This is a genomic window from Nonomuraea insulae, assembly GCF_042656245.1.
The window spans coordinates 1-23,860 of record NZ_JBHSPA010000096.1 but is presented as its reverse complement, the minus strand read 5'-3'; the positions used below and the strand labels follow the sequence as shown (position 1 = coordinate 23,860).

The 23,860-nt window shown below is 69.1% G+C and carries 23 protein-coding genes and 1 pseudogene; 4 read left to right on the top strand and 20 right to left on the bottom strand.

Annotation, left to right across the window (positions count from 1 at the left end; all coding sequences use genetic code 11):
• Positions 1–98: 98 nt before the first annotated feature.
• The 8 genes from ACFPZ3_RS58310 to ACFPZ3_RS58275 all read right to left on the bottom strand — a co-directional run bounded on the left by ACFPZ3_RS58310 (position 99) and on the right by ACFPZ3_RS58275 (position 9,857).
• Positions 99–584 carry a GNAT family N-acetyltransferase gene (locus ACFPZ3_RS58310; RefSeq protein ID WP_379523084.1) on the bottom strand — a complete coding sequence of 162 codons (486 nt, stop codon included), beginning with the start codon at positions 582–584 and terminating at the stop codon, positions 99–101.
• Between the two features lie 20 nt (positions 585–604).
• On the bottom strand, positions 605–976 hold the full coding sequence (locus tag ACFPZ3_RS58305; protein ID WP_379523083.1) for an MmcQ/YjbR family DNA-binding protein: 372 nt from the start codon (positions 974–976) through the stop codon (positions 605–607).
• A gap of 45 nt (positions 977–1,021) precedes the next feature.
• A complete protein-coding gene (locus ACFPZ3_RS58300; protein ID WP_379523082.1) occupies positions 1,022–1,441 on the bottom strand; it encodes a VOC family protein in 420 nt (139 codons plus the stop codon).
• Between the two features lie 116 nt (positions 1,442–1,557).
• Entirely contained in the window at positions 1,558–4,275 is a 2,718-nt protein-coding gene (locus ACFPZ3_RS58295) for an FtsX-like permease family protein (RefSeq protein ID WP_379523081.1), read from the bottom strand.
• The gene (locus ACFPZ3_RS58290; protein WP_379523080.1) at positions 4,272–7,421 is read right to left on the bottom strand and encodes an FtsX-like permease family protein; all 3,150 of its coding nucleotides are present in this window, start codon (positions 7,419–7,421) and stop codon (positions 4,272–4,274) included. Before ACFPZ3_RS58290 ends, ACFPZ3_RS58295 begins: the two co-directional genes overlap by 4 nt.
• Before the next feature lie 16 nt (positions 7,422–7,437).
• On the bottom strand, positions 7,438–8,175 hold the full coding sequence (locus ACFPZ3_RS58285; protein ID WP_379523079.1) for an ABC transporter ATP-binding protein: 738 nt from the start codon (positions 8,173–8,175) through the stop codon (positions 7,438–7,440).
• A complete protein-coding gene (locus ACFPZ3_RS58280; RefSeq protein WP_379523078.1) occupies positions 8,172–9,104 on the bottom strand; it encodes an ABC transporter ATP-binding protein in 933 nt (310 codons plus the stop codon). The genes ACFPZ3_RS58285 and ACFPZ3_RS58280 overlap by 4 nt, the downstream gene beginning before the upstream one ends.
• Before the next feature lie 90 nt (positions 9,105–9,194).
• Positions 9,195–9,857, bottom strand: coding sequence for a DUF402 domain-containing protein (locus ACFPZ3_RS58275; protein WP_379523077.1), 663 nt, complete (start codon positions 9,855–9,857; stop codon positions 9,195–9,197).
• A gap of 105 nt (positions 9,858–9,962) precedes the next feature.
• On the opposite strand from ACFPZ3_RS58275, the gene ACFPZ3_RS58270 reads away from it, so the two are divergent.
• Complete coding sequence (locus tag ACFPZ3_RS58270; protein ID WP_379523076.1) at positions 9,963–10,202, top strand: hypothetical protein; 240 nt, start codon at positions 9,963–9,965, stop codon at positions 10,200–10,202.
• 12 nt (positions 10,203–10,214) lie between these two features.
• Here ACFPZ3_RS58270 and ACFPZ3_RS58265 read toward each other — a convergent pair whose 3' ends face one another.
• The 3 genes from ACFPZ3_RS58265 to ACFPZ3_RS58255 all read right to left on the bottom strand — a co-directional run bounded on the left by ACFPZ3_RS58265 (position 10,215) and on the right by ACFPZ3_RS58255 (position 12,953).
• A complete protein-coding gene (locus tag ACFPZ3_RS58265) occupies positions 10,215–10,724 on the bottom strand; it encodes a YbjN domain-containing protein (RefSeq protein ID WP_379523075.1) in 510 nt (169 codons plus the stop codon).
• Between the two features lie 109 nt (positions 10,725–10,833).
• On the bottom strand, positions 10,834–12,207 hold the full coding sequence (locus ACFPZ3_RS58260; RefSeq protein ID WP_379523074.1) for a hypothetical protein: 1,374 nt from the start codon (positions 12,205–12,207) through the stop codon (positions 10,834–10,836).
• 20 nt (positions 12,208–12,227) lie between these two features.
• The gene (locus ACFPZ3_RS58255) at positions 12,228–12,953 is read right to left on the bottom strand and encodes a hypothetical protein (protein WP_379523073.1); all 726 of its coding nucleotides are present in this window, start codon (positions 12,951–12,953) and stop codon (positions 12,228–12,230) included.
• Between the two features lie 717 nt (positions 12,954–13,670).
• Between ACFPZ3_RS58255 and ACFPZ3_RS58250 the strand changes: the two genes are divergently transcribed.
• Both ACFPZ3_RS58250 and ACFPZ3_RS58245 read left to right on the top strand, forming a co-directional pair.
• Positions 13,671–13,853, top strand: coding sequence for a hypothetical protein (locus tag ACFPZ3_RS58250; protein ID WP_379523072.1), 183 nt, complete (start codon positions 13,671–13,673; stop codon positions 13,851–13,853).
• Positions 13,850–14,284 (top strand): type II toxin-antitoxin system VapC family toxin, encoded by a 435-nt coding sequence (locus ACFPZ3_RS58245; RefSeq protein WP_379523071.1) that lies wholly within the window; start codon positions 13,850–13,852, stop codon positions 14,282–14,284. The genes ACFPZ3_RS58250 and ACFPZ3_RS58245 overlap by 4 nt, the downstream gene beginning before the upstream one ends.
• A gap of 9 nt (positions 14,285–14,293) precedes the next feature.
• Here the strand turns inward: ACFPZ3_RS58245 and msrA are convergent, their stop codons facing one another.
• Entirely contained in the window at positions 14,294–14,956 is a 663-nt protein-coding gene (gene msrA, locus ACFPZ3_RS58240; RefSeq protein WP_379523147.1) for a peptide-methionine (S)-S-oxide reductase MsrA, read from the bottom strand.
• A gap of 122 nt (positions 14,957–15,078) precedes the next feature.
• Here msrA and rarD point away from each other — a divergent pair, with 122 nt between their 5' ends.
• The gene (gene rarD / locus ACFPZ3_RS58235) at positions 15,079–16,014 is read left to right on the top strand and encodes an EamA family transporter RarD (RefSeq protein ID WP_379523070.1); all 936 of its coding nucleotides are present in this window, start codon (positions 15,079–15,081) and stop codon (positions 16,012–16,014) included.
• A gap of 1 nt (position 16,015) precedes the next feature.
• On the opposite strand, the gene ACFPZ3_RS58230 is transcribed toward rarD, so the two are convergent.
• The 8 genes and pseudogenes from ACFPZ3_RS58230 to ACFPZ3_RS58195 form a co-directional block, all read right to left on the bottom strand.
• Positions 16,016–17,005: a polyprenyl synthetase family protein gene (locus tag ACFPZ3_RS58230; protein WP_379523069.1), complete on the bottom strand. Its 990-nt coding sequence runs from the start codon at positions 17,003–17,005 to the stop codon at positions 16,016–16,018.
• 12 nt (positions 17,006–17,017) lie between these two features.
• On the bottom strand, positions 17,018–18,610 hold the full coding sequence (gene nuoN, locus ACFPZ3_RS58225) for an NADH-quinone oxidoreductase subunit NuoN (RefSeq protein WP_379523068.1): 1,593 nt from the start codon (positions 18,608–18,610) through the stop codon (positions 17,018–17,020).
• Positions 18,607–20,166: an NADH-quinone oxidoreductase subunit M gene (locus ACFPZ3_RS58220; protein ID WP_379523067.1), complete on the bottom strand. Its 1,560-nt coding sequence runs from the start codon at positions 20,164–20,166 to the stop codon at positions 18,607–18,609. The genes nuoN and ACFPZ3_RS58220 overlap by 4 nt, the downstream gene beginning before the upstream one ends.
• Positions 20,166–22,004 carry an NADH-quinone oxidoreductase subunit L gene (gene nuoL, locus ACFPZ3_RS58215; RefSeq protein WP_379523146.1) on the bottom strand — a complete coding sequence of 613 codons (1,839 nt, stop codon included), beginning with the start codon at positions 22,002–22,004 and terminating at the stop codon, positions 20,166–20,168. Before nuoL ends, ACFPZ3_RS58220 begins: the two co-directional genes overlap by 1 nt.
• Before the next feature lie 73 nt (positions 22,005–22,077).
• Positions 22,078–22,374 carry an NADH-quinone oxidoreductase subunit NuoK gene (gene nuoK, locus ACFPZ3_RS58210; RefSeq protein WP_358096117.1) on the bottom strand — a complete coding sequence of 99 codons (297 nt, stop codon included), beginning with the start codon at positions 22,372–22,374 and terminating at the stop codon, positions 22,078–22,080.
• A complete protein-coding gene (locus ACFPZ3_RS58205; RefSeq protein ID WP_379523066.1) occupies positions 22,371–23,150 on the bottom strand; it encodes an NADH-quinone oxidoreductase subunit J in 780 nt (259 codons plus the stop codon). The genes nuoK and ACFPZ3_RS58205 overlap by 4 nt, the downstream gene beginning before the upstream one ends.
• Positions 23,143–23,658: an NADH-quinone oxidoreductase subunit NuoI gene (nuoI, locus tag ACFPZ3_RS58200; protein WP_379523065.1), complete on the bottom strand. Its 516-nt coding sequence runs from the start codon at positions 23,656–23,658 to the stop codon at positions 23,143–23,145. Before nuoI ends, ACFPZ3_RS58205 begins: the two co-directional genes overlap by 8 nt.
• Positions 23,645–23,860 (bottom strand): annotated as a pseudogene (locus ACFPZ3_RS58195) (NADH-quinone oxidoreductase subunit NuoH); the annotation flags it as partial. The gene nuoI and the pseudogene ACFPZ3_RS58195, both read right to left, overlap by 14 nt.

Here is a 23,860-nt window from a genome sequence, read left to right as displayed (position 1 = left end):
CAAGATTAGTTCAGCGAGCCACTCCGTCGCCAGGCAAGCCATCAGCCCCTTCAGCCGGTGGCACCTTCAGTCGGTGGCGCTGTCAGTCTGTAGCGCTGTCAGTCGGTGGCCAGGCGCGCATGTCGCTCGACGTCATACCGGACTCCCCCATAACAGATCTTGGCCCGCTCGATCCCCTCAGCCGCGAACCCGGCCTTGGTGGCGACCCTGCACGAAGCCGGATTGTTCATCCGATGCCCCAGCTCCAGCCGGAACAACCCGCGCTCATCGAACGCCCACCGAGCCAGCAGCTCGGTGGCCACCACCGCGATCCCTCTCCCCCGGGCCTCGGGCAGGACCCAGTAGGACACCCACCCATTCCCATGACCATCCATCTTGGTCACGGCCACGTTCCCGACGACCCGCCCACCGTCGGCCGTCACGGCGAAGGCCTGCCCGACCCCGTCCCAGGAGGCGATCCACCCCGAAGCGTCCTTGAGCGTGACGACGGGCCAGGGCGCCTGCCGCCCCAGGTCGGGCGACTGAAAGGCCCGGAGCACGACAGGCGCGTCGTCCTCACGCCACTTCCGCAGTCTGACGTTCACGGAAATCACGCTGCCCGAGATTACCCGGACTGCACCCGCTGCCCGATCGGGTGGGTGGCCTCGAAGTCGTCCACGAGCTGCTTGGGTGCGGTCAGGCACCACGCCTCGGCCAGCAACTCGAACAACTCATCGGAGTCGATCCGGTCGAGATGAACCACCACCCATCCGAACCGCCCCGCCGTGAACTGCACCTCGAACACCTCGGGCCGCTCGTTGACGAGCGCGATCTGCTCCTCGATCGTCGCCTTGAGCCCGACGGTCTCGGTCGCCTCCCACAGATAGCCGAACCCCTTGTCACGCACCTTCAGGCCGACCCACTCGCCACCATGACTCATCCGAACCTCGGGCAGCTCGTCCAGCAACCCGAGGAACTCATCGACGCTCACACCCATGCCGCCTGTGTACCAGAACGCACCGACACTTCCGAGCGAACCAGCTCACTCGTAGTATCGGACCTCGATCACATTCCCGTCGGGGTCGGCAAAGTAAATGGCCTCGGGCGCGATCCCCTGGGCCCCGAACGAGTTCGTCCCGGTCGCGGTGATCGCCACTCTGTGCTCCTTCAACCTCACCTGCAGCGCCTCGAAATCCTCCCGGCCCACCGACAGGCAGAGATGATTGATCGGATGCCCGGCGCTCCCCTGCGCCCCGGTGGCCTCGTCAACACCCCGCATCGCCTCGAAGGCCATCAGGTCGATGATGCTCTCGGACGATATCCGTACGCTGGGAAAAGGGGCCTTCCCCTCACGGAACTCCTCGGCCCGGACCCCCGGCAACCCGATCACCTGCTCATAGAAACGCAGGGACGCGAGCTGATCGGAGACCCAGCAGACGAGATGGTCAAGGCGTGCGTGCATGAAACACCTCCGCTTTTCTTCCAATATCTGCTGCCCTAATCCCCGTGTCCACCTACGGCCTCAGATCTCCGCACACCTGAAAGAACGGATTCATCCCCAGTTCGCGTCGACGTTCTCTATCCATCGCCCGCACGGAGCACCTCGCTCAACCGCCGCCGGCGGCGTAGCGCCGACTCGATCGGCACCACGACGGCGACCGCCGCCGACAACGCGACGGCCACCAGGCCGAGCCGCCACCACGGCAGCACCAGGGCCGGGCCGGCGGCCTGCCCGGTGAGCAGCCCCAGTGCGAGCGAGTCGAGCATCGGGCGGGCGAGCAGCACCCCGAGCAGCGGGCCGCCCACCGCGGCGACCAGCACCGGAGGCAGCAGCTCACCCGCCGCGACCCAGCGGGCCTCACGAGGTCGCAGGCCGAGGGTACGCAGCCGGGTCAGGGTCTGCCACCGCTCCGGCGCGCCGGCCGCCGCCCCGAGAGCGAGCCCCAGCAGGCCCAGGGCCAGCAGGGTCGCGGCCGAGGCCCACGCCAGCCGCAACAGCCCTGAGGTCAGCGGCGCCGCGCGGCGTTCACGCAGGACGTCCTCGCGCAGCACGGTGTTGCCTGCGGCAGAGCTGCCCGCGACCGCCCGCGCCGCTCCTGGACCGGTCGCCCACACCGTGTTCGGCACGGACGGCATCCCGGCGGCGGCGAGGGCCCCTGCGTCCACGAGGACGACGTCACCGGCGTCGCCGACGGCGGGCGCCGTGCCGACGGCGGTGAGCCGGACGGCCGGAGCACCGTCCCGGGGCAGCTCCAGCCGCATGCCCGGCCTCAGGCCGCCGTCGCTCGACCGCACCAGCGCTGGCACGTCACCGCCACCGGTCGCACCGAGCCGGGCAAGCTCCGGCATCGGAGTAGAGGCGGTCTGCAACCGCCGGAACGCGGAGGCGTCCACGATCACCAGCCTTGGAGCGACGGCCCGCGAGTCGGCGACGACCCGCGCCCTGTCGGTCACCTGCGCGGCGACGACCTGCCGGACCCCCGGCGCGGCGGCGACGCGCCGGGCGAGCGCGGCGGTGGCGGGAACGGAGGCGGGGCCGACGTCGAGGCGGGCATCGGCGCCGACCGTCCGCCACGCGCTCTCCTCCACCCCCTGATCGACGGTCGCGTCGAGGGTGAACGCGAACGACGCCAAGGCGGCGCAGGTCACCAGAGCCAGGACCGGCAGCACACGCGCCGACGTCGCCGCCGCCCTCGCGCCCCCGAACACCGCCAGCGGCCGGCGCGAGCGCAGAGCCTGCCTGAGCACGAGGCCCGTCCCGACGGGCAACAGCCGCACCAGCAGGAGCGCACCCGCGAGAACGCCGAGAGCCGGCGCGCTCGCGGGCAACACCCCACCACCGTCCGGCCCATCTCCGGGAAGGATCCCGCGCTGGTACAGAGCCACGAAGGCGACGACCGCGGCGATCAGGACCGCGACCTCAAGGGCGGCGCGCCGGAGTTCGACGGTGTGGCGGGCCCAGCGGCGCGCGGACCGGTTGGCCGGGACCCGCCGGTCGCGGGTGGAACGGGCGGCGGCGAGCGTACCGAACGCCGGCCCGGCGACGACGGCGGCGAGGACCACGGGGATCACCCACCCCCAGGAGGCCCCCGGCGCGACGGCGTGAGCCAGCGCCAGCCCGGCCGCCGCGGCCGACAGCGCCACCACCGCGGACTCGATCAACAACTCGGAGCCGAGCCCCGGCAGCGACATCCCCCGCTGCCTGGCGGCGGCCAGCGCCGGGGCGCGACGGCGCACCAGCAGGTCGGCGGCGAGCAGCAGGACCAGGACCGCGGCGGTCAGCACGCCGGTGAGCAGCACCGACGCCTGCGCGGACGCCGCGGCGACCTGGGAGCGTACGTCCCGTAACACGCCGTCGAGCCGCGTCTCCCATTTCAGGGAGCCGTCCCGGGCGCCGGAGGAGCCGGAGGCGGCCTTGAGAGCGACCACCTTCGCGGCGACCGCCTGGGCGGAGTCCCAGGTGAGCCGGCTCGGTTCGGGGGTGAACCAGACGGTGCGCTCCAGTTCGTCCTGGTCGAAGGCGAGGCGGGCGTCGGGCAGGGAGTCACGTGACAGCAGCCCGGCGAACCGGGTCGTGCCCACGCCGTCCGCCCCGGGGACGGGACGCAGCAGCGACGGGACGAACCGCCAAGCGGGATCGGCACTGTCAGCCACCCGGAAGATGCCGCTGACCTGGACCTTCTTGACGTTCCCCTGGCCGTCGGCGAGGGGGATGCGAGCGCCGGGACGCACGTTGAGAGCGGCGGCGTCCGCCTCCGACAGACCGACCCGCACCGGCCAGGGCGGCCCCCCGTAGGCGACCTCGGCATGGCCGTCCGCCGAGGGCCCGGGCGGGCCGCCCGCGATCCAGGTCACCTCCGGCCCGGCGGCGTGGGCGAGGTAGGCGAGCTGGAACGTACGCAGCACGCTGCCATCGGTGATCTTGAGGGTGGGGCTGATGACGGCGGCGACGGGCGGGCGCAGGGCGGCGCGCAGGCCGGGGCCGAGCTCGTCCGTCGCCCTGTCACGGAAGTCGTCGACGTCCTCCGCCAGGCGGGGAGCACGGACGCGTCCGCTGGTCAGCCCGTCGTCGCGTTCGAGGCCGGCGTGGACCAGGAGGTCGCCGCCGGCGCGACGGACCCCGTCCTGTACGGCGTCGTCGGCGGTCGCGTACAGCAGCGGCGGAACGGCCCCGGCGAGCAGCGTCACGACCGCCACCACGGCGGCGGCCAGGAGCAACGGCCCGGCGTCGGCGCGGGCGCGGCCACGTACGCTCGGCCAGTGCACCATCGGCAACCGGACGGCAGGCCACCTCACGACGCCACCCGCAGATACGCGGCATCGACGCGCCGGGCCTGGACGACGACCACCGCGGTCACCGCGAGCACGCAGCCGGCCAGCAGTAAGGCGAGCAGGCCCGCCTCGGCGCCCCACGGCCAGACGGGCAGGACGGCCGGGATGGGCGCGGCGCCGGTGTCGGAGCGGACGAGCAGGGGCGCGACGACGCGAGTGGCGAGCGCGCCGACGACCGCACCCACCGCGAGCAGGGGCAGCAGGACGCCGATGTGCTGGGCGAGCAGTACGGTACGGACCTCGCGCCGGGTCATCCCCAGCCCCCGCAGCCGCGCCACCTCGACCACACGGCTCCGCAGGTCGAAGGTCACATGCAGGACCACGCCGGCGAGCAGCAGCAGCCCCGCGGCCGGTACGAGCAGCCGCAACACGGCCGGCAGCCCGGCCCGCAGGGGGCCACCGGTGAGGCGGGCGGTCTCGGAGGCCCGGGTCGTTACGGCGCCGAGACGGAGATCGGCGCCGCCGGCCTTGGTGGGATGGCCGACCCACCACGCGTCCACGGGCACGTCGAAGTTGCCGCTGACGGCGAGGGCACGGGAGAGGGCGTCGAGATCGGCCAGGATGGCCGGAGCGCCGGGAGCGGACGGTACGGCGGGCAGCGCCTCCGTCACGATGACCGGGACGGCGGTGAGACCGACCGTGAGGTCGAGCCGGGAGCCTCGATGGGCGCCGACCTCGTCGGCGAAGCGGGCGGAAACGGCCACGGGCACCGGTCCTGGGGCGGGGAAGGCGGTGGCGATCAAGTTCCTGGCGGCGTCCGGAGGACCTTTGAGCGAGACGGTCGTCGTCATCCTCAGCTGATCGCCGGCGAAGGTGACGGCCGGATCGACGAGTTGCCCCGGGGCGGGCCCGGCGGAGGTGGCGGTCCAGGGCGACCCGGGCGCGGCCCCTGGCACGGTGAGTGTGACGACGACGCGGCTGTCCCCGGAAGGGAGCTCCGTCAGATAGTCGGAGTGGCCGGTGCCGACGTTCCCCTGTGCGATCGCGAACGGGAGGGACACCGCGACCAGCCGCAGCCCTTCCGCCGTCGCGCAGGCCGGCAGCGGATGCGCCCGGCCGTCGAGCGGCACGGGTGCGCCATTGCACGGAATACGCAGGCCGGCCGCGTCCTGCAACAGCAGGCGGGGAGTCACGGTGAGCGGGGTCGTACCGGTCGCCTTCCCGGCCAGGGTGAGCGGGACGGGGACGCCGGCGGCACGGGTCCGTGGCGCGAGGGCGGCGCCCACCTCCGCCCAGCCGCGGCCGTCGTTCAGCCGGCCGCGCAACAGCGCCTCGGCGCGGGTGGTGTCGAGCGCGACCAGCCGCGGCGGATCACCGGCGCCGCCGAGCCACTGCCCCACCGCGACACCACGATCGGCGACCGGGCTCACCACCCCTCCGGTGGCCGCGCCGACGGCCGCGCCCTGCCCGGCGGCCGGCGGGGTGGCGAGGGTGAGAGCGAGGTCGGTGCCGACGGACAGATCGGCCTGGTCCTGCTGGGAGCGCTGCCACGTGGCGTCGAACCCGATCCCGTACGTGGCCGCCGCGCAGGCCAGCCCGATCAGCAGCCCCGCCGCGACCGCCTGCGGCCGGCGAGCGGCTTCGAACGCGGCCAACGGCACCACCAGCCCGCGAGCGCGCCGCGCCAGCCGCTCGACGCCACGCAACGCGGGCCACACCAGGCGCAGCGCCAGCGCGGAACCGGCGATGAGCAACAACGCGGGAGCGAGCACACGTACGGCGTCGGCCGGGGAACCGGAGCCGGTGGGCTGATCGCGCAACTGCCACCAGCCGACGGCGGCGAACACCACGAGCAGCAGGTCGGCGCCGGAGCGGGCGAGCAGCTCACGCCGCTGACGACGGTCGCCGGCGGGCCGCACCGAGGGCACGACGAGCACCGTCGCGAGCGCCAGCGCGCCCCCGGCGACCGCGAGCACCTGTACGCCGCTCACGCCCGGGCTCACGGCCAGCCCGGCCCCCGCCATGGGCGGCAGCCAGGTCAGGCCGGCGTGCAGCGCGGAGGAGGCGGGGACGGCGAACGCGGCGGCGAGCACGGCGAGTGCGCCCGCCTCGACGAGGGCGGCGAGGGCGAGCCGGCCCCGGCTGAAGCCCAGCGCGGACAGCAGGGCGGTCTCGTCGGCACGCACCCCGGCGGTGAGCCGGCCGGCGAGGGCGAGGGCGGTCGCGGTCAGGACGATGCCGATGGCGGCGACGGCGAGCACGGCGGCCGTGGTGACCTGCTGCTGGTCGTGGGCGGCCAGCAGCGTCGAGGGGAACCGGGAGGCGACGCGTTCGATCCGTACCCGGTCGCCGAGGGTCCCCGCCAGCCGCCGATCGGCGGCGAGCACGGCCTGGGCGGCGGCGTCGAGGTCACGACCGGTGGGGGCGGACAGGTCCGGATGGGCGGTGATCTCCAGCCGGTCGATGGTGGAGCCGCCGGCGAGCAGGTCGGGCAGGTCGACGATGAACGGCCCGTACGCGTGAACCGGCTGTGCCGAGCGGCCGTCGCGGTAGGCGAGGTCGTAGCCGGCGGCGGCGAGGGGGTCACGATCCCAGCCGGTGGCCGGCAGCGGGCGTACGACACCGACCACGGTCACCTCGACCGGCTTGGCGGGGTCCTCGAACAGCTCCGCGCCCAGGTGGACGCGGGCGCCGGGCTTGAGGCCGAGCAGCCGCGCGGTGGACTCCAGGACCACGGCCTCCATCGGCACGGCGCCGGCGCGCGGCCGGCGTCCGGTCGTCAGCTGGGCGCGGCCCGGCAGGTCCTCCACCCCCGACAGGTAGGTCACCGCCGGGACGCGGTCTCCACCGGTCGCCGGGAGCGACCGCATCACGGACGACACCCGCGCGGCCGTCGTCGTGGCGAACGGAGCGAGCGCGGAGGTCAGCACGCCGCGGGTGTCGTCGGCGACGGATCTGGCGTCCGGGCCGCGGACGGTGACGGTGTACGCGGTGACGTCCACCTGGTCGGGAGTGGCGCGGGACGCGGCGGTCTCCAGGGCCTGCTCGGCGGTGCGGGTGAGGAGGAGGGCGCAGGTGCCCAGCAGGGTGGGGCCGACCATGGCGACGACCAGGAGGGCCGCCAGGAGGGGCCACTGCGCGCCGGCTCGGTGGGCGACCAGCCTCAGCACAGCCGGCTCTGACCGATCACGAGACTTCCCGCCCGCCGGGCCGCCCATCTTGGAGCCGCCCGCCTTGGGGCTGCCCGTCGGAGAGCCGGCCGTCGTTGATCTGGATCACTCGATCCGCCAGCGCGAGCATCGTCGGATCATGCGTGGACACCAGCGCCGTCACACCCTCGGACTCCACCACTCCCCGCAGCAGCGCCATCACCGACAACCCGGTCTCGGCGTCCAACTGCCCGGTGGGCTCGTCGGCGATCAGCAGTCGCGGCGAGGCGGCCAGAGCCCGGGCGATCGCCACCCGCTGCTGCTGACCGCCGGACAGCTCACCGGGACGCTGCTCGGCATGGTCGGCCAGGCCCACCAACTCCAGCAACAGCTCGACACGCCGCTCACGCTCCCCGGATGGCATACGGGCCAGCCGTAAGGGAGCGCCGACGTTCTCCGCGGCGGACAACACCGGGATCAGCCCGAAGGTCTGGAACACGTACGAGACCTTCTCCCGGCGTAACCGGGACAGACCGTCCTCGTCGAGGGTGGTGACATCCGTACCATCGACGAGGACCGTACCGGAGTCAGGCCGATCCAGACCGCCGATGACGTTGAGCAGGGTGGTCTTGCCGGAGCCGGAGCGCCCGATGAGGGCGGTCATGGTCCCGGCGGCGAGGTCGAACGTCACGTCCCGCAACGCGTGCACGGCGCTGGCCCCGCCGCCGAAGCGCCGGTGGACACCCCGCACGGCCAGCAGCGGCCTGTCGCTCATTCGGACGCGCCGACGTCGGGCCGGATCGAGACGTGGTCGGCCTCCAGCACCAGGCGTACCCGTCTGGTCAACGCAAGCGCCTCCCGATAGTCGCGCGGCACCTGAACCCGCCCAGCCCGATCCATCACGGCGTACTCCTCAGCGATCACCTGCGTATCGCCATCGGCCCCGGTGGCCGTCCGGCGCAACACCTCGCTGCTGGTACGCCCGTCGCGAATCGCCACGGTCCGCTCGACCTGCCCGCTCACCGCGGGATCGTGCGTCACGACGACCACGGTGACCCCGAGCCGCCGATTGACCTCCCGCAACATCCCGAAGACCTCGGCGGAGGTGGCACTGTCCAGCTCCCCGGTCGGCTCATCGGCCAGCAACACACGGGGCTCGTTGGCGAGGGCCACCGCGATGGCCACCCGCATCTGCTGCCCTCCGGACATCTGCGCGGGCCGCCGCTCAGCGCAGTCGCCGACCCCGAGCGTGTCCAGCAGCTCGGCGGTACGCGCACGACGGGCGCGCCCCGGAGTCCGGGCCGCCGTCATCGGCAGATCGATCATCTGACGCGCCGTCAGGTACGGTACGAGGTTTCCGGCCGTCTGCTGCCGGACGAATCCCACGGTATGCCGCCGATAGTGCACCCGATCGGCCCGCGACATGGCCAGCAGATTCCACCGATCGACACGCGCCCGTCCAGCGGTAGGAGCGTCGACTCCGGCCAGAATGGACAACAACGTCGACTTCCCCGACCCGGACGCCCCGACGACGGCCACCATCTCCCCGCCGTCCACGACCAGATCCAGCCCTTGCAACGCCTGCACCTCGACCGACCCGGACTGGTAGATCCGCACGAGGCTCTCGCACACGATCAGCGCGTCGCGCCCGAACTCCGGCGCCTTCTGAGGCGGCTGCGGCAGGGACAACGGCCTGATGGACATCCCCCTCCTCGGGTCCGGCGTCGCGTTGATCTCTGGCCAGACTCTATAGTCCGCGCACGCCACCCCCCAAGGCCTCCTGCCCATGAAAGATCATGCTCCGCGAACCCTTCTCACATCCGCCGGCAGAACCGGCATCTCCCAGGACTCGTGCGGCGGCGGCGACCAGTCATGCGCGAACGGCCCCTGCCGTGTCTCGACGAGCCCGACGACCTCCTCCCGCGCCTGGGCGACGTGCCGGTGCGTCTGGTCGTCTATCAGTCCAAGCCCTCTGGCCTGCTCATAGTCGTCTTCGTCCTTCCACCGGTAACTCGAGAAGTCCGGCTCGATGACCAGGTCCAGCATCAGGTCGAACGTGTCGATGCCCAGATGGGTGCGCTGTTTCGGCAGGTCGAAGTCGACGTACCAGGACAGGGGCCGCTGCTGGGCGTCGAAGAACTGCCGCACCGTGAAATAGGCGTCCAGGTAGTACCAGCTGCGTACCGTGGTGTTCTGCCACGCCCACCAGCCCAGCTCCCACTGACCCGAGGCCAGCTCGCGGATGATCCGCTCCCGGCGGCCTTCCTCGTTCGAGAACTCCGTCATCCACGTGGTGGACACCAGCCCTCGCAGGCCAGGCCAGCTCGCCACCAGGAAATACTCCTCCGTGTCCTGCAGAACGCGGTACGGCACCGCGGTCCAGACCTTGCCCTGCCACACATGACGGCGCACCGCCGACGAACCCGCCTCGAAGCGCCTGGCATTGTCGATCGTCATACATGCGATCTTGCACCGTGTAGAGACCGCCAGCCCAGCACGCCGTACCCCGCGACCCTGCTGACCTGGTTGCCAGGACACCCGACGGGCCCGTTCGCCGCAGCGGTGACCACGGACCCTTCCGAGGATCACCTGCTCCTGCCCGCCCGTGCCGTCGTCCGCGCCGTCCTCCCAGCCAGCACAGATCTACGCCAAGCCGGGCAGGACGTGTTCGCCTGGCTGGACCGCCATCACACGGAAGTGACCGGCCCCAATGTGGAAGATCACCTCATGGACGCCGACGCCGCCCAAGCCACCGTCCTTGAGGTAACCGTGAACCCACGGCGGCACATCCGCGCCGCCTGAAGCCCCTGCGGCCTACTCCTCGTCACCCTTCTCAGGCTCCGACGCCATGCCCTTCTCCAGACCGAGCGCCTCAATGACCCACTTGTCGAACTCGACCGACGACCGCACCCAGCTCAGCGTGCTGGACACGAAATGCTCCAGCAGGGTGCCGCTGCCGATCAGCATCTGGGCCTCGCCGATGAGGCGGACCGAGCCGTCGTCGTGGGTGTGGGTGTAGACCTTGGGCCACAGTGTGCGGCGGTTCCAGTCGTCGATCACCTCGTGCAGCCGCGGCTTGTCGTCGATGCTGTACGGGCGGTCGTAGAAGGTGCGTACCGAGTAGACCTGCTGGTCTCCCTCACCGCGGAACATGAAGTAGGTGCGGAACCCCTCCCAGGGCGCCGCGAGGTCGCCCTCCTCGTCCACGACATATCTCAGCTCCATCTGGTCCAGCAACTGCTTGACCAGATCCTGGTCGGGCAGGATCGCCGCCCCGGCGGAGCTGGATGAGGTGGGTTCAGGTTGACCCTCGGAATTCGGCATCGAAGACGGGTCAATGGTCACCGCAATGGTCCCTTCGTACGTTTCCGCCATCCTCTCGCATGCGGCCGGCGTCAGAGGCTTCACCGCTGCCGCACGCTCTGCCGGATGGCTACAGCTTGCCGAACACCACTCTTGGATATCCAGCCTCGTCGATCTCGATGGGCCGAACCTTGCCTGTCCTGACGTCGATCAGCCGATAGCCGCCGTGATGCATGCTGACGATCACCGCCGATGACCCGACCCACCGCTGCACGCCGAGCACATTGTCATCCTTGAGGGTGATGGTGCGATCCGCTCCGTCACCGTCGAGGCTTCCCACGTACACCTCAGGTTGCCGATCGTACGCGCGGGCGTACATGGAGCCGTCGCTCGACACCAACCTGGGGTCGGCAAGGTAGGTGTCGATCCGCTTCCTGGAGCCGTCCGGTCGCCTCAGCCAGCCGTTCTCCCGGTCATCGTCCATGGTCATCAGGCCGCGCGAAGTCCAGCTCATGATCATTTCGTCTGGGTACTTGATCAGCTTTTCGGGATGACGGAGATCCATCACGGCGACAGGGTCTTGGTCAGCCTGAAACGCGACGTAGCGACCGTCCAGGGAGAAGTCCAGCCTCAGGCCCCTGAACCTGTCCGCCTGGAGGGGCAGTCTCTTGGTCCAGCCGCTCGTCACGTCCATAAGCGTGAGCTCGCTCTTTTCGCTGTCATGGTGAGCGATCTTGCGACCGTCGTGGCTGACCTTCAGGAAGTCTCCACGCAGGTCGGCCAGAACCCTGCGTTCGCCGGACGTGGTGACGACCGCCCACGAATCCTGGTACCCGGTCTCGTTGTAGCGATCGGCAAGGCGGTAGGCGTACCGGACAGCCACGCCAGGTCCCGTCGGGAGGTCTTTGGACAGGGTGGGTCTCACGTACGGCTGGGACGGCGGCGGGTACTCGGTCCTCCTGGGGGCCTCCGGCAACGAGAGGGACGCGGCTGTGAACAGCGCTGTGACCGCGCCCACGACTCCCGCGCAGACTGCGGCGAAGCGCCTTTTCCTGTAGCTCTCCACGAGCTCGCGAATCCGGCCTGGTTCGAGTCCTTGCCGCATCTCCTCGCCCGTCGAGCCCGAGGCACCCGAGGCCGTGGCACCCGAGGCCGTGGCAGCCAAGGTCGGGGCAGCCAAGGTCGGGGCAGCCAAGGTCGGGGCAGCCGACGCATCTGCGGCGACCTGCTCGGCCTTGGCGAGCCGCCACCCGAGCAGGTCGGACACATTCTCGGCCGACCATCCGTCGTGACGCAGCGCAACCGCGGCAGCCCACTCAAGCCGGGAACTCCGTCCAGCCACCGCGGGTCGACGCCAGCGGCGGAAGGGGGACAGGAACCGCCGGTAAAGGGTGAAGTACGCCTCTCGCGAGTCACGACGACGCGCGAGAGCCTGAGCTGTCAGACGCCGCGCCTGGGCCGGATCTCCGGTGAGCGCGAGGGCGGTCCGCCACAGCGGTTCCATCCAGGAACCGTCGACCGGCTCTACCACAGCAACCTGCCCGCGCGGTGCCTTTCCACGAAGGCCAGGCCCGGAGGACTCTCACCGTCCACCTCGTCCTGGGTCCCGGTGACGATGTCCACCACGTGGTAGCGCTCCCCCTCCGTGGCAAGGACATGACTGTCGTCCAGCCACGCGACGGCGCGCGACGATGGCGGAAGGAGCAGAGATCCGAGTCGTTGGCCGGTTTCGACGTCGTAGAGGTTGCCGCCCGCGGCGAAAGTCACGCCATCGGGTGCGAGGCCAATGCCCACCTCCTCGTTCTGAAGGTCGTCGTCGAGTGGCCGGACCGACCCATCCTGGCGTACGACGATCACCCTGTTCGGTACGCCGCCGTCGCCGTGTCGGCACCACTGATTTCCGACCACCAGTTTCGCGGTGACCCCGTGAACCACGCAGACGTTCGGAATCTCCCGCGCTTGACCCGTATCGAAGTCGGTCAAGATGGTTTTGGCGTTTCCCATCAGCGAGACCGTGAACCACCGGCCATCAGAGGAACTGGCGAGATTCACCCATTTGCCCACTTCCTCGCCGCTCAGCGGGGGAGTAAGCGCTCGGGTTTTTCTCGTACGCAGGTCCATCGCGACAAAGCGATAGCTCGGCGCATCGAGATAGACCACACGGTGCCCGTCCCGGCTGATGGCGAACTCGACTCCGTCCTTGTCGCCGTCGATCCCAAAGATCTCAGTCGCGGCCTGCGCGATGGTCACCACACCGCCGTCAGAGCCGAGTCGCAGCTTCAACCCCGTACACAGGACCGTTCCAACAGGGCGAACGCTCTCAGGGTCGAGGCACTCCTGGCGCTCACCGGACAACACCGGCACCGCCGTGGGTAGAGAGGGCTTCACCCACCACCCTCTGACATGACCCACAAGGATTGCCGCGAGAACGAGAACACTCAAAGCTGTAACGAAAACCCGCAACTTGCGGGCGCGGCGCGCTAACCGTTGCCAGTGGCGGGTCACAGGCCAGAACTGTACAGATTCCTAGCATCATGCGGTAGATCGTTTATCGACCGACATTTTCTCTTTCTTCAGACCTCCTTGCGGATATGGGCTTAACGAGCCACCGGAAGACCTGTGGGCCCGATGGACATCAGCACGTGGGCGACGACCGGCCACAGCGCCGCCAGCGACCGCCCGGCACACCCTGGACCCCGCAGTGAAGATCGCCACCGAAGCGGTCTGCCCAGGCGTCGGACGGGGCCGGGCGATCAGGAGCCAGGATCCAGACATCTCCACAGGCCTACGCCTCGCCGGAGGTCAGCCCAACCGGACATGCAACACCCGTGCTCCCGATACCGCAGTAGCAGTTCGGCACCTGAAAGATATTGCTGATGGTAGCGGTTCACTTGGCGTAAACAATTCGCGCCAGCCAGGAGCAGAGAGAACATCCCTGAGATAAGTGGAAGCACTTACACTGTCGGTATGGAGCACGGAGACACGGGAGACGGCGTCCAGGAGGCATTCCTCGACGATGAGCCGCAGTTGCCTCGTCACCTGGCGGTTCTCGTCGGCGCGCTCCAGGGACCCTCCGATCTTGCTGTACACCACGACGCTTACCTGACTTATCCCCATCACAAGGACTCGGGTGAGGCCGCGACAGCATGATCCTGTGCGACACAGGACCGCTCGTAGCCGCGTTCAACAAGTGTGACAACGACCACGCCCGCTGCGTACGCTTCCTCGCTCGGAACTGGACCCGGCTGGTCGTACCATCCCTGGCGGTCACAGAGATCTGCCCCCTGCTCACGGATCCGGTCCGCCGAGGCAGCCCTGCTCTTGCCGCAGAATTCTGCGCGGCAATCGCAGACGACGAACTACGAGTCATCGAAGTCACCCCTCATGACTACCGCCGCATGCCCGAGCTGCTCATGACTTACGCGTCACTTCGGCTCCAGGCAGTAGATGCCTGCGTGATCGCCCTTGCGGAGCGGTTCGACCTGCGCGAGGTAGCGACTCTGGATCGACGCGACTACCTGGTCGTTGCCCCTCGCCACCTGCCAAAGGGGCAACGACTTACGATCTTGCCGGACGCCTGACCTTCGGATTCACTCGCCGGCAGGCGCGACACCCACCGGGCACGAGACTCCGGTACCGCCGATGCCGCAGTAGCCATTGGGCACTTTGTACAGATATTGCTGGTGATAATCCTCAGCAAAGTAGAAGGGACCCGCCTCGGCGATCTCCGTGGTGATCTCGCCGTAGCCCGCCTCCTTCAGCACCCGCTGGTACGCCTCCCGCGCCCCCTCGGCCGCCTTCCGCTGCTCGGGTGAGTGGTAGTAGATCGCCGAGCGATACTGCGTCCCCACGTCGTTCCCCTGGCGCATGCCCTGCGTGGGATCGTGGGCCTCCCAGAAGATCCGGACGAGCTCCTCGTACGACACCTTCGCCGGATCGAAGACGACCCGCACGGCCTCGGCGTGGCCCGTGAGGCCGCTGCAGGCCTCTTCGTACGTCGGGTTGACCGTGTAGCCGCCCTGATACCCGACAGCCGTCGTGAAGACCCCGGGCGTCTGCCAGAACTTGCGTTCGGCGCCCCAGAAGCAGCCGAGGGCGAAGTCCGCGACCTCCAGGCCCTCCGGGTACGGCGGGGCCAGGGGCGCGTCGAGGACCGCGTGGCGAGCGGGCACGGGGATCGGGTCGGGGCGACCCGGGAGGGCGTCCTCGGGTCGGACCATCGATGTCTTGTTGCCGCCGAACAGCCAGCCCATAGCGCTACCTCCCATAGGTGAATTCCAGCCTACACACCCCTCAACACTTAAGTACGTCTAAACATTTCCACATAGTGGATGAGATTTGTGTTTAAGGGTGGTAATGCCCGAAAATGGGTTACATGCCTGACCTCCGGCGTGGCGTCTTCTACGGGATCGCCGCCTACACGATGTGGGGGCTCTTTCCCCTGTACTGGCCCCTGCTCAAGCCCTCGGGAGCCGTCGAGATCCTCGCCCACCGCATGGTGTGGTCACTGGTCGTCGTCGCCGGCGTGCTCGCCCTGCGCAAGCACTGGTCCTGGATCAGGCAGATCGCCCGCCAGCCGGCCAAACTCGCCCTCCTGACGCTGGCCGCCATCGTGGTGACGGTCAACTGGGGCACCTACATCTACGCGGTCAACTCCGGACATGTCGTGGAGAGCGCTCTCGGCTACTTCATCAACCCCCTGGTCAACGTGCTGTTCGGCGTCGTGCTGCTGCGCGAGCGGCTGCGGCCGTTGCAGTGGGCGGCGGTCGGGTTCGGGGCGCTGGCGGTGCTCGTGCTGGCGCTCGACTACGGGCGCCTGCCGTGGGTGGCGCTCACGCTGGCCTTCAGCTTCGGGCTGTACGGGCTGATCAAGAAGCGGGCCAACGTGGCGGCCACCGAGGGCCTGGCGGTCGAGTCGCTGGTGTTGTTGCTGCCCGCCCTCGGCTATCTCGTCTTCCTGCAGACGACGGGCGGGGCGACGTTCGGCCAGGAGGGGACCGGGCACGCGGCGCTGCTGGTGCTGGCGGGGATCATCTCGGCCGTACCGCTGATCTGCTTCGGGGCGTCGGCCATCCGCGTGCCGTTGAGCACGATGGGGCTCCTGCAGTACATAGCGCCGGTCCTGCAGTTCGGGTGCGGCGTGCTGGTGGCCGGCGAGGTCATGCCGGCCAGCCGGTGGATCGGGTTCTCGATCGTGTGGCTGGCGCTGGCGCTCTTCACGTACGACAGCCTCAGGGCGGCCCGCAAGGCCGCCCGAAGCCGTCGTGCGGCCGTGCGGAGCCGCTTGGAAGCGGCGGCGGAAACCCCGTAGATCAGCCGGAGCGCTCGACCACGTAGTCGCACAGCGCCAGGTACGCGTCCTTGGCCGGAATGTCGGGCAGGCCCGAGATGTCGGTACGAGCCCGGTCCACCCACGCCGCCAGCTCCGCCCGCGCCCTGGCCATGCCCGAGTGGGCGCGGAGCAGGGTGAGGGTCTCCTCGACGTCCTCCTCGGCCACCGGGCCCGACAGCAGGGCCGACAGGCGGGGAGAGTCGTCGGCGGCGAGCGCGTACAGGACGGGAAGGGTCTTGACGCCCTCGCGCAGGTCCGTGCCGGGCGTCTTGCCCGACTGGGCGCCCGACGAGGCCACGTCCAGCAGGTCGTCCCCGAGCTGCCAGGCCACCCCGATCGCCTCGCACGCCCGGCTGAGCCGCTCCTCCACATCCGCCGCCGAACCCGACAACAACGCGCCGAAGCGGCCTGAGGCGGCGATGAGCGAGCCCGTCTTGTCCGACAGGACGCTCAGGTAGTGCGTGATCGGGTCCTCGCCCGTACGGGGACCGACGGTCTCGCGGATCTGGCCCTGTACGAGGCGGGAGAACGTCTGGGCCTGGATGCGGATCAACTCGGGACCGAGGTCGGCCAGGATGTCCGAGGCCTGGGCGAACAGGTAGTCGCCGGTGAGGATCGCCACGGTGTTGTCCCACCGGGCGTTGGCGGACGGGGAGCCCCGGCGGACCGGAGCCTCGTCCATGACGTCGTCGTGGTAGAGCGAGCCCAGATGGGTCAGCTCGATGACCACGGCGCCGGGCACCACGCCCGGCGCCGACGGGTCGCCGAACTGGGCGGCGAGCAGCACCATCAACGTACGGAACCGCTTGCCGCCCGCCTCGATGAGGTGCTTGGACGCCTCCGTGACGAAGGCGTCGTCGCTCTCCACGGACGAGCGCAGGAGCTTCTCGACCGCGGCCAGTCCATTGGCCACGTCCTGCGCCAACCGCTCGTCCTCAATGGGAAGGTCAACCACGGGAGGCGCGGACATACGGGATCCCCTTTATCTAATGAACAGGCTGCTAGCAGCGTCGTTGGCAACACCGAGCACGGACTCCGGGTAGAGCCCCACTCCTACGGTAACCAGCAAAGAGACGGCGATGACCGCCACGGTGCCCATACTGGGCGCCGCGATCGCCGGGCCGTCGGCCGCCGGCTCGTTGAAGAACATCAGCACGATCACGCGCACGTAGAAGAACGCGGCGACCGCGGAGGCGACCACACCCACGACGACCAGGCCGGCCATCCAGCCGCCCATGGAGTCGCCGGGCTGCGTGCCGCTGTTCAGCGCGGCGGTGAAGATGGCGTACTTGCCCATGAAGCCGCTCGTCAGCGGGATGCCGGCGAAGGCCAGCAGGAAGAACGCGAACACCCCTGACAGGACCGGCGCGCGCTTGCCGAGCCCGGCCCAGCGCGACAGGTGCCCCGCCTCGCCGCCCGGGTCGCGCACCAGCGTCAGCACGGCGAACGCGCCGACCGTGGTGATGCCGTACACGGCCAGGTAGAACAGGATCGCCTTGAGCGAGCCCGCGTTCCCCTGCGGGGTGCCGAACGTGGCCATCACGCCGACCAGCAGGAAGCCGGCGTGCGCGATGGACGAGTAAGCCAGCATGCGCTTGATCTCGGTCTGCGTGATCGCCAGGATCGAGCCGACGATCATCGTGAGCGCGGCGACGCCCCAGATGACCGGCCGCCACTCCCAGTCGAGGTTGCCCAGACCCACCCAGAACACCCGCAGAACGGCTCCGACGGCCGCCACGAGCGTGCCGGAGGCCATGAGGGCGGTGATGGGCGTCGGGGCGCCCTGGTAGACGTCCGGCTTCCAGGCCTGGAACGGCGCCGCGCCGATCTTGAACAGCAGGCCCACGCCGAGCATCGCGAACCCGATCAGCAGCAGCGGGTCGAGCGTGTTGCCCGCGGCCATGGCCTGGTTGATGCCCGGCAGCGAGACGGTGCCCGCGAAGCCGTAGATCATCGCGGTGCCGTACAGGAAGAACGCCGAGGAGAACGCGCCCAGCAGGAAGTACTTCATCGACGCCTCCTGGGACAGGAGGCGACGCCTGCGGGCCAGGCCGCACAGCAGGTAGAGCGGCAGCGACATGACCTCAAGGGCCACGAACATCATCAGCAGGTCGTGCGCGGCCGGGAACAACAACATGCCGCCGACCGCGAACAGGACCAGCGGGTAGACCTCGGTGTGGCCGGTGCCGTTGTCGTGGGCCTCGGCCTCCTCCTCGTCGGCGCTGCCCGGCACGGCCGCGGCGGAGGCCACGAACTGGCCCTCGTCGTTGATCAGCAGCACACAGACGAACGACAGGATGAGGATGATGCCCCAGATGAACAGCGAGGGGCCGTCCACCGCGACCGCGCCCATGGCGGAGGCCGTGGTGGACACCTGGCCGCGCAGCGTCTGCACCAGGACCAGCGCGAACGCGCCGGCCAGGCTCAGCAGGGTGAGCGGCACGTGGATGGACTTGCGCAGGTAGCGCGGCGCGAACGCCTCGACGAGCACGCCGATGCAGGCCGCGCCGAAGACGATCAGCAACGGCGCCAGCGTGCCGTACTCGATCGTCGGCGCTTCGATGGCGGGGTTCACTGACCTGTCCCCTTCTCAGCGATGGTGGAGGCGGGTACCTTCACGTTGGTCAGCGTCTGTTGCACTGACGGGTTGATCACGTTGAGCAGCGGCGCGGGGAAGAAGCCGAACCCGATGATCAGGGCGACCAGCGGAGCCAGCACCCAGACCTCGCGAGCGTTCAGGTCCTTGAAGGCCTTGACCGGCTCGGCCGTCGGCCCGTTGATCGTCCGCTGGACCATCCACAGGATGTAGACGGCCGCCAGGATCACGGCCACCGCCGAGATGACCGCGGCCACGGTCAGCGCGCCCGAGCCGTGGGCCTGGCTGGAGTACGTGCCGATCATGACCATGAACTCGCTGACGAAGGACGACAGTCCCGGCAGCGAAAGACCGGCCAGACCGGCGACCAGGAAGAAGCCCGCGAGCAGCGGGGCGACCTTCTGCACGCCTCCGTAGTCCCCGATGAACGGCGAACCGCGCCTGGCGATGAGGAACCCGGCCGCCAGGAACAGCGCGCCGGTGGCGAAGCCGTGGTTGACCATGTAGAGAGCCGCGCCGGACTGGGCGACGTCGGACATGGCGAACACGCCCAGGACGATGAAGCCGAAGTGCGAGATCGACGTGTAGGCGATGAGCCGCTTCATGTCGGTCTGCCCGATGGCCACGATGGCGCCGTAGATGATGCTGATGACCGCCAGTACGACGATCGGCATCGTGAACGCCTTGGCCGCGTCGGGGAACAACTCCAGGCAGAAGCGGAGCATCCCGAACGTGCCCACCTTGTCCAGCACGCCCACCAGCAGCACGGCGGCGCCGGCCGGGGCCTGGGCGGCCGCGTCGGGCAGCCAGGTGTGCACCGGCCAGAGCGGCGCCTTGATGGCGAAGGCGATGAAGAACCCGCCGAACAGCCACTTCTGCATGCCCGGGTCCTGGATGGCCCCGATCAGCTCGGGGAACATGAACGTCTTGCTACCGGCGACCACGTAGAGGCCGATGACCGCGACCAGCATGAGCAGGCCGCCGAACAGCGAGTACAGCAGGAACTTGACGGCCGCGTAGGACCGCTGGGCGCCGCCGTACGAGCCGATCATGAAGTACATCGGGATCAGCATGGCTTCGAAGAAGACGTAGAACAGGAAGATGTCGGTCGCCGCGAAGACGCCGATCATCATCGTCTCCAGCACGAGCAGCAGCGAGAAGTACGTCTTCACCGACCGCTTCGGCGTGATCAGCGTGCCGTCCGCGGTCTTGACGCCGTCCGCGTCGTGCCAGGAGGCCAGCACCACGATCGGCACCAGCACCACCGACAGGGCGATGAGCACTAGTGCCACACCGTCCACGCCGACCCCGAACTTCACGCCGAAGCTCGGGATCCAGTCGTAGGCGGCGGTGAACTGGAAACGGTCGCCGTCCGGCTTGAACCCGGCGGCCATGACGCCCGTCAGGACCAGCGTCAGCAGCGAGACCAGCAGCGTGACCTGCTTGGCCAGCTTGTCACTGCCCTTGGGAAGCAGGGCCACCACGATGGCGCCCACCACGGGCACCGCCATGATTATCGGAAGCCAGGGTGACATCAGATGTTCCCAACGAGGAGCAGGGCGCCGGTCAGCAGGGCGGCGCCGATCAGGATGGACAGCGCGTACGTTCTGGCGAAGCCCGTCTGGAGCCTGCGCAGGCGCCCGGAGCTGCCGCCGATGCCCGCCGCCAGACCGTTGACGATCCCGTCGATGCCACGGTTGTCGAAGAACACCGCGAGGCGGGTCAGCCACTGGCCGGGGCGCATGAAGAGCGACTCGTTGAGCGCGTCACCGTACAGGTCGCGCCGGGCGAACGTGGTGAGGAAGGAGCCGCGCGGCTGCACCGAGGGCACCTCGACCCGGCCGTACCTCATCCAGGCGATCAAAGCACCGATCGCGACCAGCACGAGGGTCACGAGGCCCGGTGTGCTGGCGAAGTCGAAGACCGGAGCGGCCGTCTCGCCGCCGACGGCGGGGCGCAGGAAGGTGTACAGCGTCCCGCCCAGGACGAGGTAGCCACCGAGACCCAGCGCACCGATCGAGAGGATGATCAGCGGCCAGGTCATCACGGCCGGGGACTCGTGCGGGTGGGCGTCCTCGGCCCAGCGCTTCTCGCCGAAGAAGGTCATGAAGACCATCCGCGACATGTAGAAACCGGTGATGCCCGCGCCGAGCACGGCCAGCCAGCCGAGCACCGGCTGGTGGTGTACCGCGGTCTCGATGATGCCGTCCTTGGTGAAGTAACCGGACAGCAGCGGGAACCCGATGATCGCCAGGTAGCCGATGAAGAACGTGACGAAGGTGACCGGCATGTACTTGCGCAGCCCGCCGTACTTCCTCATGTCCACTTCGTCGTTCATGCCGTGCATGACCGACCCGGCGCCGAGGAACATGTCGGCCTTGAAGAAGCCGTGCGTGATCAGGTGGCCGATCGCGAAGGCGTAGCCCGCCGGGCCGAGGCCCGCGCCGAGCATCATGTAGCCGATCTGCGACATCGTCGAACCGGCCAGGCCCTTCTTGATGTCGTCCTTCGCGCAACCGATGATCGCACCGGCGAGCAGCGTGGCCGCGCCGACGATGGAGACGGCGAGCGCGGCGCCCGAGCCCTCGGGGAAGAAGAACGCCCCCGAGCGGACCACCAGGTAGACACCGGCGGTGACCATGGTCGCGGCGTGGATCAGGGCCGAGACCGGGGTCGGGCCCTCCATGGCGTCCAGGAGCCAGGACTGCAGCGGGAGCTGCGCCGACTTGCCGCACGCCCCGAGGAGCAGCAGCAGGCCGATCGCGAGCGTGGTGCCGCTCTCGGTGCCATCGACGGGCATGTCCTTGAAGGCCAGCGAGCCGAACGAGGTCCAGATGACGAACATGCCGACCAGCAGGCCGAAGTCGCCGACGCGGTTGACGACGAACGCCTTCTTCGCCGCGACCGCCGCAGACGGCTTGAACTGCCAGAACCCGATCAGCAGGTACGACGCCAGACCGACGCCCTCCCAGCCGATGAACAGGCCCACGTAGTTGTCGGCCAGCACCAGCAGGAGCATCGCGGCCACGAACAGGTTCAGGTAGGCGAAGAACCTGCGCTTGTGCTCGTCATGCGACATGTAGCCGATCGAGTAGATGTGTATCAGCGAGCCCACACCGGTGATCAGCAACGCGAAGCAGATGGACAGGGGGTCGATGAGCAGGCCCATGTCGACCATGCCGGGGATGAACTCGTACAGGTGGACCGCCCGGCGGCGCTCCTCCTCCCCGAACCCGATCAATTGGAAGAACGCCAGCACCGCCACGACGAACGAGGCGAGGGACATGGCCACGCCCAGCAGATGGCCCCAGCGGTTGGTGAACCGGTTGAACACCAGCAGGATGAGCGCCCCCACGAGTGGGAAGGCGATCATCAGCCAGGAGACTCCGATCACGCCGCCGGTGTGCTGGGTGATCTGAGCGATTTCAGACTCCACCAGTCACCTCTTAGTACTTCAGCAGGTTCGCGTCGTCGACGGACGCGGATCTGCGGGTTCGGAAGATCGTCACGATGATGGCCAGGCCGACGACGACCTCGGCCGCGGCCACCACCATCACGAAGAACGCGATGATCTGGCCTTCCAGGTTGCCGACCTGCCGGGAGAACGTGACGAAGGCGAGATTGCAGGCGTTGAGCATGAGCTCCACGCACATGAACACCACGATCGCGTTCCGCCTGATCAGCACGCCGATGGCGCCGATGGCGAACAACAGGCCGGACAGTACGAGGTAGTGAGTCGTCATTTGGTGACCTCGTTGCTTTGCTCGGCGTCGTCCTCGGCCCTGTGCTTGATGGCCTCGGCGAGCCTGGGGTCCTCGGGCAGGTGCCCGCGCTCGACGTCGTAACGCGCGATGTAGCGGTTGACCGAGGTCTCCGCGACCGAGCCGTCGGGCAGGAGCGCCGGCATGTCGATGGCGTTGTTCCTGGCGTAGGTGCCGGGACCGGGCAGCGGCGAGGGCTGGTCGCCGAGGAACCGGGCGCGGGACAGGTCCTTCTGCGTGAGCTTCTCGGTGAGCCTCTCGCGGTGCGCCAGCACCATCGCGCCCAGCGCGGCGGTGATCAGCAGGGCGGAGGTGATCTCGAACGCGAACACGTACTTGGTGAACAGCAGCAGCGCGATCGAGCGGATGTAGCCGCCCTGTTGCGTGGCCGCCGCCAGCCCGGTCTCGGGCGCGAACATCGCGTTGCCGACGGCCAGGGTGATCAGCACCAGGAAGCCGAGGCCCGCGATGATGGCCCAGAAGCGCTGGCCCTTCAGCGTCTCGACGAACGAGTCTGAGGAGTCCACGCCCACGAGCATGAGCACGAACAGGAACAGCATCATGATCGCGCCGGTGTAGACGATGATCTGCACCGCGGCCAGGAAGGGCGCGTCCTGCACGGCGTACAGGACGGCCAGGCAGAGCATCACGGTGCCGAGCATCAGCGCTGAGTACACGGCCTTGCGGTTGAAGACCATGCCGAGCGCGGCGCCGACGGACACGACGGCGAGCACCCAGAATGTGATGGTCTCACCCATTGGTCCGTCCCAGCAGGTAGTAGTCCTCTTCGGTCTCACCGAGCCGCATGGGGTGCGGCGGCTGTTCCATGCCCTGGGTCAGGGGCGCGAGCAGCATCTCCTTGGTGTAGATGAGGCTCTCGCGGTTGGTGTCGGCGAGCTCGTACTCGTTGGTCATGGTGAGCGCGCGGGTCGGGCAGGCCTCGATGCACAGTCCGCACAGGATGCAGCGCAGATAGTTGATCTGGTACGTGCGCCCGTAACGCTCACCCGGCGAGAAACGCTCCTCGTCGGTGTTGTCCGCGCCCTCGACGAAGATCGCGTCGGCCGGACACGCCCAGGCGCACAGTTCGCACCCGACGCACTTCTCCAGCCCATCAGGCCAGCGGTTGAGCTGGTGACGCCCGTGGAAGCGAGGAGCCGTCGGCTTCTTCTCCTCCGGGTAGTTCGTCGTGACGGGCTTCTTGAACATCGTGTGGAAGGTGACCCCGAAGCCCTTGACGGGGTTCAGCCAATCAGTTAGTCCCACTGGGAATCTCCTTGTGCTGCACCCCGTGGTAGTGCGGCAGGTCGAGCGGCGGCACCGGGAAGCCACCGGCCGCCGGTTCTTCGGACAGTTCCTCGAACTCGGCCTCCACCTGTGCCTTCTTCGCTTCCTTACGCCGCTGGTTGACGGTGTCGAAGCGCATCCAGATGGCCAGCGCTCCGATCACGATGACCACGCCGAGGCC

What these genes read in the sequence shown, in the direction of transcription:
- ACFPZ3_RS58305 (WP_379523083.1), bottom strand. Translation starts at nt 976, where the DNA reads ATGGGTGTGAGCGTCGATGAGTTCCTCGGGTTGCTGGACGAGCTGCCC.
- ACFPZ3_RS58300 (WP_379523082.1), bottom strand. Translation starts at nt 1,441, where the DNA reads ATGCACGCACGCCTTGACCATCTCGTCTGCTGGGTCTCCGATCAGCTC.
- ACFPZ3_RS58285 (WP_379523079.1), bottom strand. Translation starts at nt 8,175, where the DNA reads ATGAGCGACAGGCCGCTGCTGGCCGTGCGGGGTGTCCACCGGCGCTTC.
- ACFPZ3_RS58280 (WP_379523078.1), bottom strand. Translation starts at nt 9,104, where the DNA reads ATGTCCATCAGGCCGTTGTCCCTGCCGCAGCCGCCTCAGAAGGCGCCG.
- ACFPZ3_RS58275 (WP_379523077.1), bottom strand. Translation starts at nt 9,857, where the DNA reads ATGACGATCGACAATGCCAGGCGCTTCGAGGCGGGTTCGTCGGCGGTG.
- ACFPZ3_RS58265 (WP_379523075.1), bottom strand. Translation starts at nt 10,724, where the DNA reads ATGCCGAATTCCGAGGGTCAACCTGAACCCACCTCATCCAGCTCCGCC.
- ACFPZ3_RS58260 (WP_379523074.1), bottom strand. Translation starts at nt 12,207, where the DNA reads ATGGAACCGCTGTGGCGGACCGCCCTCGCGCTCACCGGAGATCCGGCC.
- ACFPZ3_RS58250 (WP_379523072.1), top strand. Translation starts at nt 13,671, where the DNA reads ATGGAGCACGGAGACACGGGAGACGGCGTCCAGGAGGCATTCCTCGAC.
- ACFPZ3_RS58245 (WP_379523071.1), top strand. Translation starts at nt 13,850, where the DNA reads ATGATCCTGTGCGACACAGGACCGCTCGTAGCCGCGTTCAACAAGTGT.
- msrA (WP_379523147.1), bottom strand. Translation starts at nt 14,956, where the DNA reads ATGGGCTGGCTGTTCGGCGGCAACAAGACATCGATGGTCCGACCCGAG.
- rarD (WP_379523070.1), top strand. Translation starts at nt 15,079, where the DNA reads ATGCCTGACCTCCGGCGTGGCGTCTTCTACGGGATCGCCGCCTACACG.
- ACFPZ3_RS58230 (WP_379523069.1), bottom strand. Translation starts at nt 17,005, where the DNA reads ATGTCCGCGCCTCCCGTGGTTGACCTTCCCATTGAGGACGAGCGGTTG.
- ACFPZ3_RS58220 (WP_379523067.1), bottom strand. Translation starts at nt 20,166, where the DNA reads ATGTCACCCTGGCTTCCGATAATCATGGCGGTGCCCGTGGTGGGCGCC.
- nuoL (WP_379523146.1), bottom strand. Translation starts at nt 22,004, where the DNA reads ATGATCGCCTTCCCACTCGTGGGGGCGCTCATCCTGCTGGTGTTCAAC.
- nuoK (WP_358096117.1), bottom strand. Translation starts at nt 22,374, where the DNA reads ATGACGACTCACTACCTCGTACTGTCCGGCCTGTTGTTCGCCATCGGC.
- ACFPZ3_RS58205 (WP_379523066.1), bottom strand. Translation starts at nt 23,150, where the DNA reads ATGGGTGAGACCATCACATTCTGGGTGCTCGCCGTCGTGTCCGTCGGC.